The sequence below is a fragment of the Lachnospira hominis (ex Liu et al. 2021) genome (assembly GCF_014287955.1).
GTDB lineage: Bacteria > Bacillota > Clostridia > Lachnospirales > Lachnospiraceae > Lachnospira > Lachnospira hominis.
The window spans coordinates 204,116-218,604 of sequence record NZ_JACOPD010000002.1 but is presented as its reverse complement, the minus strand read 5'-3'; the positions used below and the strand labels follow the sequence as shown (position 1 = coordinate 218,604).

General features: G+C 36.1%; 12 protein-coding genes and 1 riboswitch. All 12 genes read left to right on the top strand.

Annotation, left to right across the window (positions count from 1 at the left end):
* The first annotated feature begins 9 nt into the window (after positions 1-9).
* The 12 genes from H8S01_RS03590 (at position 10) to H8S01_RS03535 (ending at position 14,483) form a co-directional block, all read left to right on the top strand.
* Positions 10-876, top strand: coding sequence for an aldose 1-epimerase family protein (locus tag H8S01_RS03590; RefSeq protein WP_186836200.1), 867 nt, complete (start codon positions 10-12; stop codon positions 874-876).
* Between the two features lie 275 nt (positions 877-1,151).
* Positions 1,152-1,526 carry a GntR family transcriptional regulator gene (locus tag H8S01_RS03585; RefSeq protein WP_021866434.1) on the top strand — a complete coding sequence of 125 codons (375 nt, stop codon included), beginning with the start codon at positions 1,152-1,154 and terminating at the stop codon, positions 1,524-1,526.
* Between the two features lie 2 nt (positions 1,527-1,528).
* Entirely contained in the window at positions 1,529-2,437 is a 909-nt protein-coding gene (locus tag H8S01_RS03580) for an ABC transporter ATP-binding protein (RefSeq protein ID WP_021866435.1), read from the top strand.
* Positions 2,437-4,536 carry a hypothetical protein gene (locus tag H8S01_RS03575; protein ID WP_186836199.1) on the top strand — a complete coding sequence of 700 codons (2,100 nt, stop codon included), beginning with the start codon at positions 2,437-2,439 and terminating at the stop codon, positions 4,534-4,536. Before H8S01_RS03580 ends, H8S01_RS03575 begins: the two co-directional genes overlap by 1 nt.
* A 95-nt stretch (positions 4,537-4,631) precedes the next feature.
* Complete coding sequence (locus H8S01_RS03570; RefSeq protein ID WP_186836198.1) at positions 4,632-6,044, top strand: spore germination protein; 1,413 nt, start codon at positions 4,632-4,634, stop codon at positions 6,042-6,044.
* Positions 6,045-6,188: 144 nt separating this feature from the next.
* A complete protein-coding gene (dnaK, locus tag H8S01_RS03565) occupies positions 6,189-7,946 on the top strand; it encodes a molecular chaperone DnaK (RefSeq protein WP_186836197.1) in 1,758 nt (585 codons plus the stop codon).
* 36 nt (positions 7,947-7,982) lie between these two features.
* The gene (aroC, locus tag H8S01_RS03560; RefSeq protein WP_186836196.1) at positions 7,983-9,083 is read left to right on the top strand and encodes a chorismate synthase; all 1,101 of its coding nucleotides are present in this window, start codon (positions 7,983-7,985) and stop codon (positions 9,081-9,083) included.
* A gap of 11 nt (positions 9,084-9,094) precedes the next feature.
* Entirely contained in the window at positions 9,095-10,240 is a 1,146-nt protein-coding gene (gene tgt, locus H8S01_RS03555) for a tRNA guanosine(34) transglycosylase Tgt (protein ID WP_186836195.1), read from the top strand.
* 70 nt (positions 10,241-10,310) lie between these two features.
* On the top strand, positions 10,311-10,595 hold the full coding sequence (gene yajC / locus H8S01_RS03550; RefSeq protein WP_021866441.1) for a preprotein translocase subunit YajC: 285 nt from the start codon (positions 10,311-10,313) through the stop codon (positions 10,593-10,595).
* 150 nt (positions 10,596-10,745) lie between these two features.
* Positions 10,746-10,965, top strand: a riboswitch (cobalamin riboswitch).
* Positions 10,966-11,117: 152 nt separating this feature from the next.
* Positions 11,118-12,296 carry an ABC transporter substrate-binding protein gene (locus H8S01_RS03545; protein WP_021866442.1) on the top strand — a complete coding sequence of 393 codons (1,179 nt, stop codon included), beginning with the start codon at positions 11,118-11,120 and terminating at the stop codon, positions 12,294-12,296.
* Between the two features lie 16 nt (positions 12,297-12,312).
* Complete coding sequence (locus tag H8S01_RS03540; RefSeq protein WP_186836193.1) at positions 12,313-13,329, top strand: FecCD family ABC transporter permease; 1,017 nt, start codon at positions 12,313-12,315, stop codon at positions 13,327-13,329.
* Positions 13,329-14,483, top strand: a complete 1,155-nt coding sequence (locus H8S01_RS03535) for an ABC transporter ATP-binding protein (protein ID WP_186836192.1) — start codon at positions 13,329-13,331, stop codon at positions 14,481-14,483. The genes H8S01_RS03540 and H8S01_RS03535 overlap by 1 nt, the downstream gene beginning before the upstream one ends.
* Positions 14,484-14,489: the final 6 nt, after the last annotated feature.

The window sequence follows — 14,489 nt, the reverse complement described above, 5'->3', positions numbered from 1 at the left end:
GGAGTAAATATGCAATATATAATTGAAAATAATGATTTTAAAGTAACAGTAGATTCAAAAGGATGTGAAGTTGTATCAGTATTGAAAAAGTCAGATGATACGGAGTATATATGGTGTGGAGATGCTTCAGCATGGAAACGTCATACGCCGGTATTATTTCCGGTTGTCGGCAGATATAAAAACGACTGCACAATATATGACGGCAAAGAGTATCATATGACTCAGCATGGATTTGCAAGAGATTCAGAATTTGAAGTTGTTGAAAAATCCGAAAATGCGATTACAATGAAACTTACATACAGTCAGGAGACGCTTAAAAAGTATCCTTTTAAGTTTAATCTTTATATCAGACATATAATTGAAGATGATATTTTGTCTACGGAATGGCATGTTGAAAATGCAGATGATAAGGATATGTATTTTAGCATAGGCGGACATCCGGCATTTGTATGCGGTGAAAATGCCTGTGGTGCAAAGCTTGTATTTAGGACAGATAAAGATATTCTGGAATACAGCCTTTTATCAAATGATGGTCTTCTTGAAGATAAATGCTATGTGATGAAGCTTGAAAATAAGGCAGTTACTATAACACAGGACTTTTTTGACAAGGATGCTTATATAGTAGAAAACAGCACAATAAAAAGAGTAAGCCTTGTAAAAGACGATAAAACTATTGTGACAGTTGAATTTGATACGCCCGTGTTCGGTCTATGGTCACCGGTCGGAAAAGGAGTTCCTTTTGTATGTATAGAACCATGGAATGGAAGAACGGACAGAGCTGACTTTGATGGTGATTTGACTAAAAGAGAGTGGAGCAATAAACTGGCACCGGGCAAAGAATTTGTTTCGGGATATAAGGTACGGTTTGGCAGATAGGAAAGATATAATAAATTTTATAATAATAACAAAAGCAGCATCTGAGGTATTAAAAACACCTTGGGTGCTGTTTTTTAGCGGAACAATAAAATTCTGAACCCCGCATAAAATCAGGCATTGCGTTATGTAGCAAAAAATATTTATGATTTTGCTTGACATAAATCATATAAGGGGTTATATTAATTATAACAACTGTACTAATTCATATAGTACAGTTGTTACAGGACGAAAAACATTGCAATGAAAAAATAGAAATGAAAGGATTAGGTGTTTAGATGTTTGTTGTAGACGTCATGTCGCGAGTGCCGGTATATGAACAGATAATCAAACAGGTGGAAGAACAAGTGCTTACAGGTATTTTGAAGGAGGGCGATAAATTACCTTCAGTAAGGTCGTTATCTGTAAAACTCTCTATCAATCCCAATACAATCCAGAAGGCTTATACAGAACTTGACAGAAGACAGCTTATAATAACTGTTCCGGGTAAGGGTTCATTTATATCAGAAAAAGCTATTGAGGTTGTAGGAGCGAATTCAAGAGAGAAGATGACAGAACTTAATAAGATTATCAGGGAACTGGCATTGGCCGGAGTTACAAAAGAAGAAATAATTAATAATATTGAAGAAGTGTTTAATAATACGGAGGTATGACAATGATTAATGCAGAGGCTATTCACAAGTCTTTTGAGGACTTTACTGCACTGGATAATGTTACATGCAATATCAGTGACGGCTGCATATATGGCATGGTTGGTTCAAATGGTGCGGGAAAATCTACATTTTTAAGAGTGTTATCCGGAGTTTACAAACCAGATAAAGGATACGCATTTATAGACGGACTTAATGTATATGAAAATCCAAAAGCAAAGCAGAAAATCGTATTTGTTGCTGATGATTTATATTTTCTGCCGGGTGCAACGCTGAATAAAATGGCAAAGCTGTATGCATCGGCATATGACAGATTTGATTGGGCAAGATTTAAAGAACTGACAAAATTATTCGGACTTGACCCGAAAAAATCAATTTCTAATTTTTCAAAAGGAATGAAGAGACAGGCAGCGATTATATTGGCACTGTCAACAAGAACAAAATATATGTTTTTTGATGAGACATTTGACGGACTTGACCCTGTAATGAGAAATCTTGTGAAAAAACTTATATGCAATGATGTTGCAGAACTGAATTCAACTGTTATAGTTACCTCACATTCTTTAAGAGAACTCGAGGATATATGTGACCATCTGGCACTTCTCCATAAGGGCGGAATGGTGCTTGACAGCGATGTGCTTGAATTAAAAACATCACAGTTTAAAGTTCAGGTGGCATTCAGGGAAAACTTTGATAAGAGCAGATTTGAACAGTTTAATATCACACGTTACAGACAGGAAGGTTCAGTTGCCAATATGATAATTAATGGAGACAGAGAAGAGACAGTTGCATTGTTCAAAGCAATGAATCCGCTGGTTCTTGATGTCCTTCCGCTTACACTTGAAGAAGTATTTACTTATGAGATGGAATCTCTTGGCTATGAATTTGAGAGTGCATTGGAGGTTGAAAAATAATGAATAATAAAAAGATTTTCAGTGTAAAAATGTTCTGGCAGTCATTTTTGCAGTTAAAAGTAATAGGTTTTATATCAACGATATTAATGGTGCTTATAACATGCGTGCCAATTTGCATAAGTGCAGTTAATATTAAATCTAATATTGAATATGCAGGCGTTGAAAAGGCATCAAGATATGTTCAGCTTGTTGATGGGAATGATTTTATACCTATACTGATTCTTACATTTGCAATAATAACACCGGTTCTTGTTTTATTTGCGTGGAATTTTCTTAATAAAAGAAATACAAGTGATTTTTATCATTCGCTTGCTTATACAAGGCTGAATCTGTATCTTACTAAAATAGCAGCCTTTGTATTATGGATTCTGATTATGTATGCATCAATATTTTTATCAGCTGCAATTTTATATAATATATTTAAAACATGTTATATTGTAAATTATGGCTCTATACTTAGTGTGTTTTTCTCGGAATTTATATGCTGTCTGTTATGTGCGGCAGCAGCAACACTTGCTTGTTCTATAACAGGAAATATATTCAGTAATATATGTCTTACTGGACTTATATTGTTTTTTCCAAGATTTATAATATTGATGGTTCAGGTGACAGTTGTATCAATAGTATATTTTGCATCATCAGAGCATTTTGTTTCAATTCTTGACAATAGCTATAATATGATTGTTGGTCAGGTGTTCAGTGTGTTTACAGGTTCGTCATTAGATGGTGTAATTAATGTAGCACACTCAAAAATATACACATTTGTTCTTGCACTTATTTATTTTGTTACCGGTTGTCTGCTTTTTATAAGAAGAAAGAGTGAGACGGCAGGAAAACCTACACTGTCTTGGAAACTGCAGTTTGTAATACGTACAGTTATCGGATTTTCAATAAGTATTATTGGTGTGATTTCATTTGTGGGTGCAGTAAGAAATGCAGATATAGAAAAGTCGCAGAGTATATTATATGTAGTTATAACGTTCATTGTGGCTGCGGTTGTTGTTATAGTATATGAGTTGATTGCAAGCAGAAAAACGCACCGTGTGATAAAAGCAATCCCTTCAATAATTACTGCATATGTGCTGGCAGCTGTTTTTGGTGTGATTGTAAATATCGGAATTGGCAGTATGATTAATTATCAGCCGGATGCATCAAAGATTAAGTATATAAAAATAAATACAGGAAATGGTTCATATGTTTATGATAAAGATTATTTTTCAGATGTATTTTCACAGGTAAAAATTGACGACATAGATGCAATTAATTCAATTGTTAATTCAATGAAAGATAATATGGAAATATATAATACTTCTGATGAATATTCAGCAATATTCCAGAATGGCGATTACAGCCCGGTTACTGTATATATTAAGGATGGCATTTGGGGAAGATACAGAACTGTATATGTCAAAGAAAAAGATATACAGACAATTATAAATGGAGCAGTGAAGAATGATGAATTCTGCAAAAAATATAAAAAGCTTCCGCAGTATGAAGAAGCTGTAATAAGCTGGTCAGATAATATGTCCGATGAGGACAGTAAAAAATTATATAATACATTTTTAGATGAAGTGTCAAAAATGTCATTTGAGGACTGGTATCTTACAGTTAATGGAAGGAAAAGAGGTGTATCACTGGCTTATGTTGATATATCATTTTCACTTAATGGAACTAAATATACTTCAGAAGTATTAATCGGAGATAAAATGCCAAACACGCTTCAGGCATACATGAATGCGGTTAATAAGTATGTGGCAGAAAATAAAAAGGATTCTTACGAATCAATGTGTAATTATCTTGATAATATTGAGACAGAGAAAAATAAAGATAATTATACATGCTATATATCAGTCTATGATGTAGAAAATAATACTCAATCACGAATATGGTCAGAAAATATGGACGGCAATAAAATTGTTCCTGATTTGAAAGAAAACCTGAAAAACATTTCACTTGAGAAAAAATTTGATTTGACAAAACCGGTAATTGAAATAATTTTCTATGGAAACAGGTCAGGGGGGTCATTTAGTTATTTCTTCCAGATGGATGGATATGATTCTTTAGATGATTTTAACAATCTGGGTCCAATTGGATTGTAAAATTTCTGCATTAAAATAAATATTAAGGCAATCATATAAATAAAATGCTGCGAATATTTGTGGAGCATTATAAATATTGAAAGGATTGCCTTAATATGAGTGATTTTGTAAAAAATGCAGATGAAAATATAATGAATTTTAAAGACCGGCTGAGATTCCCGGCTAATTTTGACATGCTAGACAGAGAAGTCAGAATAGGCGGAAAGAAGGCCGGTTTTTTCTTTATCGATGGTTTTGTTCAGGAGGATATGGTGGAAAAACTTATGCAGTTTTTTTATTCCTTAAAACCGGAAGATGTCAGTAATATAGATAAATTTCTTGAAAATGGGATGCCATATACAGAAGTTGACAGGGCTGATAAGTATGAGCTGGTTATAACATCTTTTCTTGCAGGAGTTACAGTCCTTTTTGTAGATGGATTTGACGAGGCTGTACTCATAGACTGCAGGACTTATCCGATGAGGTCGGTTGCTGAACCGTGGAAAGACAGAGTTCTAAGAGGTTCAAGAGATGGTTTTGTTGAGACACTTGTATTAAATGCGGCATTGCTTAGAAGAAGAATAAGAGATACAGGATTTTCAATGGAGATGTTTAATGTGGGAACACGCTCACGCTCTGATGTTGCCATATGTTATATAGATGACCTGGTTGATAAAAGTCTTCTTAATAATATTAAGGAAAGAATAAAAAAACTAAATGTAGAATCACTTACCATGAATGTTGAAAGCCTTGCGGAGTGTCTTTTTGAGTATAAATGGATTAATCCGTTTCCAAAGTTTAAATATTCAGAAAGACCGGATACGGCATCTGCTGCGATACTTGACGGAAATATCGTCATAATGGTTGATAATTCACCGGCCGTTATGATAATTCCGACATCAATATTTGATATTGTTGAAGAACCTGATGATTATAATTTTGCACCCATGATAGGAACGTATCTGAGGCTGTCGAGATTTCTTTTTACCATTGTTACAATGATGCTTACGCCGATATGGCTTCTGCTTATTCAGAATCAGGAATTGATTCCGTCATGGCTTTCATTTATAACGGTGTCTGATGAAATAACTGTGCCTGTTATTTTTCAGCTTTTGATTCTTGAACTTGCAGTTGACGGACTGAAGATGGCAGCAGTAAATACACCGTCACTTCTTTCTACACCTTTAAGCATTGTGGCAGGTATTGTTGTCGGGGAGTATGCTGTAAGTTCGGGGTGGTTTAATACGGAATCACTTCTATATATGGCTGTGGTGACTGTCGGAACATACTCACAGGCAAGTTTTGAGATGGGTTATGCAATGAAATTTATAAGAGTTTTTACGCTGTGTCTTACAGCTGTTTTTAATGCTGCCGGTTTTTTTGCAGGAGTGGCTGTCGGAGTATGCTGTATAATTTTTAACAAGACGATTTCAGGAAAAAGTTATATTTATCCGTTATATCCATTTGATGTAAAAAAATTGAAGAGAAGCATTTTCCGTGTCAGGCTGCCGCATGGCAAAAATAATTAATATATAAAATGGTTCGTTCTGAATGTTTATAAAAAATTTAAAAATTTTAGCGGTCTGTTCATTTTAAAGCATATGATTATGTGATATACTCATAAAAGAATAATTCTTTATGGATTATAAAGTATAGAAAGTGACTTGATTAGAATGGGTAAAGTAATCGGAATTGATTTGGGAACAACTAACAGCTGTGTTGCTGTGCTTGAGGCAGATGTGCCTACAGTTATAACAAACAGCGAAGGATACAGGACAACACCTTCAGTTGTTGCATTTTCAAAAGATGGTTCAAGGCTTGTGGGCGATATTGCTAAAAGACAGGCGGCAGCTAATGCAGACAGAACTATTTTTTCCATAAAACGACATATGGGAACAGATTACAGAAAAAAGATAGACGGTAAGAAGTATTCGCCTCAGGAAATTTCTGCGATGATTTTGAGAAAACTAAAAAATGATGCAGAACAGTTTACAGGAGAACAGGTTACAGATGCTGTTATAACTGTTCCTGCATATTTTAATGATGCTGAGAGACAGGCCACAAAGGATGCGGGACGAATAGCAGGACTTAATGTTCTGCGTATAATTAATGAACCTACGGCGGCTGCACTTGCATATGGACTTGATAATGGTCAGCCACAGAAAATTCTTGTATATGACCTTGGAGGCGGAACATTTGATGTCTCGGTTATTGAGATTGGTGACCAGGTTATAGAAGTTCTTGCAACATCCGGAGATAATCATCTTGGCGGAGATGATTTTGATGAGCGAATCGTGAATTTTCTTGTAGAACAGTTTAAGGAGACAGACGGAATCAATCTGACTAAGGATACTGCCGCAATGCAGAGGTTAAGAGAGGAAGCGGAGAAAGCTAAAAAAGAACTTTCTTCCGCCATGAATGCGAATATTAATCTTCCGTTTATTGCAATGACAAAATCTGGTCCACATCATATGGATATTAATATTACAAGAAGCCTGTTTGAGAGCATGACGACAGATCTTATTGACAGAACGGTTACACCTGTTGAGAATGCACTTCATGATGCGGGACTTAAAAAGACTGATATTAATATGGTTCTTCTAGTCGGAGGCTCGACAAGAATTCCGGCTGTTCAGGAGAAAGTCAGAAGAATATGTGGTATAGAGCCTTCAAGAAATCTTAATCCTGATGAGTGTGTTGCAATGGGAGCGGCAGTTCAGGGCGGAAAGCTTGGAGGACAGCTGACTGCCGGAAGTGCGGCATCTGAGATTATTCTTATGGATGTTACACCTCTTTCATTGTCGATAGAGACTGTAGGCGGAATTGCGAGCAGGCTTATAGAGAGAAATACAACAATTCCAACAAGACACAGCCAGATATTTACAACTGCAGGGAACTTCCAGACATCAGTAGATATAAAAGTATTTCAGGGAGAACGCAAGTTTACAAGGGATAACAAGCTTTTGGGCAACTTCAGGCTGTCAGGAATAAAAAAAGCACTTGCAGGAACACCACAGATTGAGGTAACATTTGATATTGATGCGAACGGAATTGTCAATGTATCGGCTAAAGATTTGGGAACAGGGCATGAACAGTCAATAACAATCACATCAAGTTCCAATATGTCAGAAGAAGAAATCGAAAGAGCAAAGTGGGAAGCAGAAGTTTACGGAAGTAAAGATGCCGAAAAACAGGGTATTGTCAATCTGCGTATTGAGGCAGGACAGCTTTTGCAAAATACTGAGTATATGCTTCATGAGCATAGGAAAGACTGGGATAAACAGACTAAAAAACAGGTGAAAGAAGCATGCCAGAGACTTTCAAAAGCTATAGGCAGGTCAACACCTGAAAAGATAGATGAAGTTACGGCATCAAATATCTGTGAAGCTAAGGATTATCTTGAAAATACATTGAGCCGTATGGGCATATAGGATAGGTATAAATATCAGAAACAAAGGGGAAACGTAATGGCAGGTTCAACATTTGGTAACCAATTTAAGATTATGACATGGGGAGAATCCCATGGGGCCGGAGTAGGTGTTGTTATAGATGGGTGTCCGGCAGGAATACCACTTGCAGAAAGTGATATTCAGGTTATGCTTAATAAAAGAAAACCGGGACAGTCAAAATATACTACACCAAGAAAAGAAGACGATGAAGTTGAGATACTTTCGGGTATTTTTGAAGGAAAAACGACAGGAACTCCGATAAGCATGGTTGTACGCAATAAAACACAGCGTTCGGCTGATTATTCAGAGATAGCACGTTTCTACAGACCGGGACATGCTGATTATACATTTGATGAAAAATATGGTTTCAGGGATTATCGTGGAGGCGGCAGAAGCTCAGGACGCGAGACAATAGGAAGAGTTGCGGCAGGGGCTGTTGCAGTCAAGATTCTTGCAACGCTTGGAATAAGCATATGTACATATTCCAAGGAAATAGGCGGTATTGCAGCTTCATATGATAATTTTGACAAAGAACAGATTGAAAAGAATCCATTTAGAATGCCTGATGAAAAAGCAGCTGCACAGGTTGAAGAGTATGCGATGAAGCAGATAGAGCAAGGTGATTCAATTGGTGGAATTATTGAATGTGTGATAGATGGAATGATGCCGGGAATAGGTGAGCCTGTATTTGACAAGCTTGATGCTAAACTTGCACAGGCTGTATTTTCTATAGGTGCAGTTAAAGGTTTTGAGATAGGAAGCGGATTTAATGCGGCAAGGTTGACAGGAACTGAGAATAATGATGCGTTTTATATGAATAATGGCAAAGTTGAGAAAAAGACAAACAATGCCGGTGGAATTCTTGGCGGTATGAGTGATGGTTCACAGATTGTTTTCAGGACAGCAATCAAGCCTACACCATCAATATCATCTGTTCAGGATACAGTTAATAAAGACGGGGAAGATATAAAAGTATCTATAAAGGGAAGACATGATCCTATGATTGTGCCACGTGCTGTAGTTGTTGTTGAATCTATGGCAGCACTTGCACTTGTAGATTTGATTTTTGAAAATATGACATCACGCATAGATAATATTGTGAAATTTTATAAAAAATAGGCAGGATAAAAATGTACAAATTATTAAAAACAGACGGACGTGCCAAGAGGGCTGAGATGCATACTGTGCATGGTGTTATACAGACACCTGTATTTATGAATGTGGGAACAGTTGCAGCAATAAAGGGTGCTGTTTCAACAGCAGACCTTAATGAAATAGGAACACAGGTTGAATTATCAAATACATATCATCTTCATGTAAGACCGGGTGATAAACTGATAAAAGAGCTTGGCGGACTTCATAAGTTTATGAACTGGAATAAGCCTATTCTTACTGATTCGGGTGGATTTCAGGTGTTTTCGCTTGCAAAGTTAAGAAAAATCAAAGAAGAGGGCGTTACATTTAACAGTCATATTGACGGACATAAGATATTCATGGGACCGGAGGAAAGCATGCAGATACAGTCAAACCTTGGGTCTACAATTGCTATGGCATTTGATGAATGTGCTCCGGCAAAAGCAGATAAAAAGTATGTACGGAATTCGGTAGAACGTACAACACGCTGGTTAGAGCGTTGCAAAAAAGAGATGAACAGACTTAATTCACTTCCTGATACAGTAAATCCAAATCAGCTTTTATTCGGAATTAATCAGGGAGCTGTGTATACAGACATAAGAATTGAACATGCAAAGATTATTTCAGAGATGAATCTTGACGGCTATGCAGTCGGTGGACTTGCGGTCGGCGAGACACATGAAGAAATGTACCACGTTCTCGATGAGACAGTGCCTTATCTTCCACAGGATAAGCCTACATATCTTATGGGTGTAGGTACTCCGGCTAATATTCTTGAGGCGGTAGACAGGGGAATTGATTTCTTTGATTGTGTATATCCTTCAAGAAACGGAAGACATGGACATGTGTATACAAAGTTTGGAAAGATAAATCTTTTTAATGCACAGTATGAAAAAGATATGCGTCCTATTGAAGAAGGATGTAACTGTCCTGCCTGCCGTGATTATTCAAGAGCATATATAAGACATCTTTTAAAGGCAAAAGAGATGCTTGGAATGAGACTTTGTGTATTGCATAATCTTTATTTTTACAATCATATGATGGAGGATATCAGAGGTGCTATTGATGAGGGACGTTACAGTAAGTTTAAGGAAGAAAGACTTGATATGTTAAAGACATATGATAATAAAAAATCTTTATAAAAGCTGGACATTGAGCGAAATTTAGTATATAGTATCATTTAGTTAATTTAAAATTCGGAGGAATTTATTTATGCAGATAGTTATTTTATTAGTTTATGTAGTTGCAATTGGTGCGATGATGTATTTCCTGGCTATTAAGCCACAGAAGAAGCAGCAGAAACAGCAGCAGGAACTTATGGATTCAATTGAAAAAGGTGATTATGTTCTCACAACAAGCGGTTTTTACGGTGTTATTATAGATATCACAGATGATGATGTAATCGTTGAATTTGGTAACAATAAGAACTGCAGGATTTCAATGCAGAAGAAAGCTATTGCACAGGTTGAAAAGCCTGCTTCAGTAAAAGAAGATTAATATTTTTTAAGGTGTCTGTTTTAATATGTATCATGGATTATGGGTGCATATCAAAACAGACACCTTTTTTACTTGACAATAGTGCATTTATATAATAATCTTTGAAAGATGATTGAAATAGTCACTGTAAACGGAATATATGAATTAATATAAATGTCATAACTTTTTAATATATTTATAATTCCAGGGAATCAGGTGAGAATCCTGAACAGTTCCGCTGCTGTGAGCAGGGAGTCTGTATTTGATATGCCACTGATGATAAACATATATTATTTGTTATCTTACAGATATGAGATGGATTGGATTCGGGAAGGTGAATACAGGCGTTGATATGCGAGTCAGAAGACCGGTTTACAGGCAGATTTTAATAGTACGCTGCGAGAACAGTGAACTATTTATTTTTGTGCAATAAAATATATTTGGTATACTGGCGGTATATAAAGGTACAAAAGCTGTTTTTACTCTGCAAGCTATCTTCATCAAAATAATAATAAGAGGCACAGGCTTCAAATGGAGGTAAAAATGAAGAAGAAAAGATTACTGGCAATTACACTTGTAATCACACTTTTTGCCAGCATATTTGCATTGGCAGGATGTGGAAAACAAAAAGAAGCATCAAACAACGATGAATACAACGGAAAGCTTGTATTTGACCATTCAATGGATTTAAAGTATGCAGAATTATTTTCTGTAGACTATTATAAGGGTGGTTATAAGATGATAACTATCACAAACCGTGATGAAGATACTGCTATAACGGACAAGCAGTCAAAGATTCTTGTGGTTCCTGATGGAATGAAGACTCCTGAAGATGTATCAAAGGATACTATTGTTTTAAACGGACCTGTTAAAAATATGCTTGTTGCATCCACACCGGTTACATCACTTATGAATGCAAGCGGATGTCTTGATAATATAAGCCTTGTAACATATGATAAATCTTCATGGTATATCGATGATGTTAAAAAAGCATTTGACGATAATAAACTTACATATGTAGGTGATTATAAAGCACCTGATTTTGAGCAGATTGTTGCAGCATCACCTTCAATATGTATTTATTCAACAATGCTTACAAGTGCCCCTGATGTTGCCGAGAAGTTCAAGGAGCTTAATATTAATTTTATACTTGACCAGTCAACATATGAGGAACATCCTCTTGGAAGAGTAGAGTGGGCAAAATGTTATGCAGCACTTTGTGATAAAGAAGATGATGCAGTAAGAATGTATGATGAGCAGGCTGCTTATGTTGATAAGATTTCAAAGACAGAAAAGACAGGAAAATCTGTAGCAGTATTTTATATAACATCAAAGGGTAAGTTATATGTAAGAAATGCGGACGATTATGTTGCACAGATGGTAGAACTTGCCGGTGGAAAGTATATTTTTGATGATTTGAATGTCGGAAAGACAGGAACACAGACAATGGAGATGGAAAGCTTCTATTCTAAGGCTAAAGATGCTGACTACATCATTTATATATGGAGCCTTGGAGGAAAACCATCTACACTTGCTGATTTTACAGGATACAGTTCAGTTCTTTCAGATATGAAGGCTGTTAAGGATGGCAATGTATGGTGCACTACACCTGATTTCTTCCAGATTGCGGATACAATCGGAAGTATGGTAAATGACATCAATAAGATGATGACATCTGACAGCAGTGTAAATGAACTTACATATCTTAAAAAACTTAAATAATTAAAGAGGTTATATAATGAAGAAGGCGTTACGCTGCCAGCTGGTTTATATAATGCTTGTAGTATTATTCATTGTTGCGGTATTTATGAATATTAATACAGGTAATGTACATATTTCATTTGGCAGAATTTTTAAAATTATCTTTTTAAAAGCTGAGGCAGGCACAGCCGGATTCAATATTATATGGAAAATCCGTCTGCCAAGGCTTCTTAGTGCAGCTATACTTGGCGGTGCCCTGGCACTGTCAGGTTTTCTGCTTCAGACATTTTTCAGAAATCCGATTGCGGGTCCATTTGTACTTGGTATATCATCAGGTGCAAAAATGTTTCTTGCAATTACTATGATTTTTCTATTAAGATATATTCCTTCAATGCCTTTATGGGCTCAGGTAGCGGCAGCATTTGCAGGTTCGGTTTTATCATTGCTTTATGTTCTGCTTTTTGCCGGCAAGGTTAAAAATATGTCAACACTTCTTGTAATCGGCATAATGATTAGTTATATATGTTCTGCAATAACAGATTTATGTATAACATTTGCCAATGATTCAGATATAGCAAATCTTACACATTGGGCACTGGGAAGTTTTTCAGCAAGTTCATGGAATACAGTAAAATTATCGGCAGTTATAGTATTTCCGACAGCAATAGTGACATTCCTTTTTGCAAAACCAATCAGTGCTTATCTTCTTGGTGAAGGATATGCAAAGAGCATGGGTATACCGGTTAAATTTTTCAGACTCTGTATAATAACATTGTCAAGCATACTTTCAGCATGTGTAACAGCACTTGCAGGACCGATTTCTTTTGTGGGAATTGCAGTTCCTCATGTTACGCGTATTCTTATGAAAACGTCAAAACCAGTAGTGATAATGCCGGCTATATTTTTAAGCGGTTCGGTATTCTGCATGTTTTGTGATTTGATAGCAAGAACAATATTTTCGCCGTCAGAACTTGCAATAGGTACTGTAACGGCGGTATTTGGTGCACCTGTGGTAATATGGCTTATGATTAGCAGAAAAAACGGTGAGATATAATGGAAGAAGAGAAAGAATTTTATTTTAAAACACAGAATTTATCAGTTGGATACAACAGAAAACCAATTCTTGAAAATATTTCGCTTGGAGTGTATAAGGGGCAGATTCTTACACTTATAGGTCCAAATGGTTCGGGAAAATCAACCATTTTAAAAAATCTTATAAGGGAAATGAGTCCGCTTGGCGGTGTGGTTGTTTTAGAAGGAAAAGATATTAACAATTATTCAAGCAAAAATTTTGCAAAGCAGATGTCGGTAGTTCTCACAGAAAAAGTAAAAACAGAACTTCTAACGTGTCGTGATGTTGTTGCAATGGGACGTTATCCATATACTAATTATTTTGGAAAACTTACGCCTGAGGACGAACGAATTGTCGATGAATCACTTGAGAGCGTGGCGGCTCTTGATATTGCCGAAAAAGATTTTTCACAGATAAGTGACGGACAAAGACAGCGTATAATGCTTGCACGTGCAATATGTCAGAAACCGCAGATTATTGTACTGGACGAACCTACGTCATTTCTTGATATAAGGCATAAGATAGAACTTCTTGATATTTTGCAGAATATGGCTGTTAAAGAAAATGTTACGGTTGTTTTGTCATTACATGAGATAGAACTCGCAAACAGAATATCTGATTGGGTTATGTGTGTAAGGGCTGATGGAAAAATACTGTATGGTACGCCCGATGAAATATTTAAAGATGAAATAATACGTGAACTGTATGATATTAAAAATGGAAGTTATAACTGCCTTTATGGAAGTACCGAACTTGAAAAAAAGACAGGTACTCCAAAGGTGTTTGTCGCTGGTGGCGGTGGATTCGGCGTTTCCGTCTACAGGCGTCTGCAGCATTTTGAGATTCCGTTTTCGGCAGGAATTATTGCACAAAATGACTGTGAATATACGATAGCAGAATCCCTTGCGGTAAAAGTCATAAGCGAAAAGCCATTTGAAATATTTAGCGACAAGTCATTAGAAATGGCAAAAAAATATGTTGATATAGCTGATTATTATATTGATGCAGGCTGCCCGTATGGTATAGTAAATGAGAAAATGAAAGAATTAAGGCAGTATGCATTAAAGAATAACAAAATTATTTTAGATAAACCGGACGATTATAATTTAAGACAGATAGGAGAAAATATTGGATAATAAGTA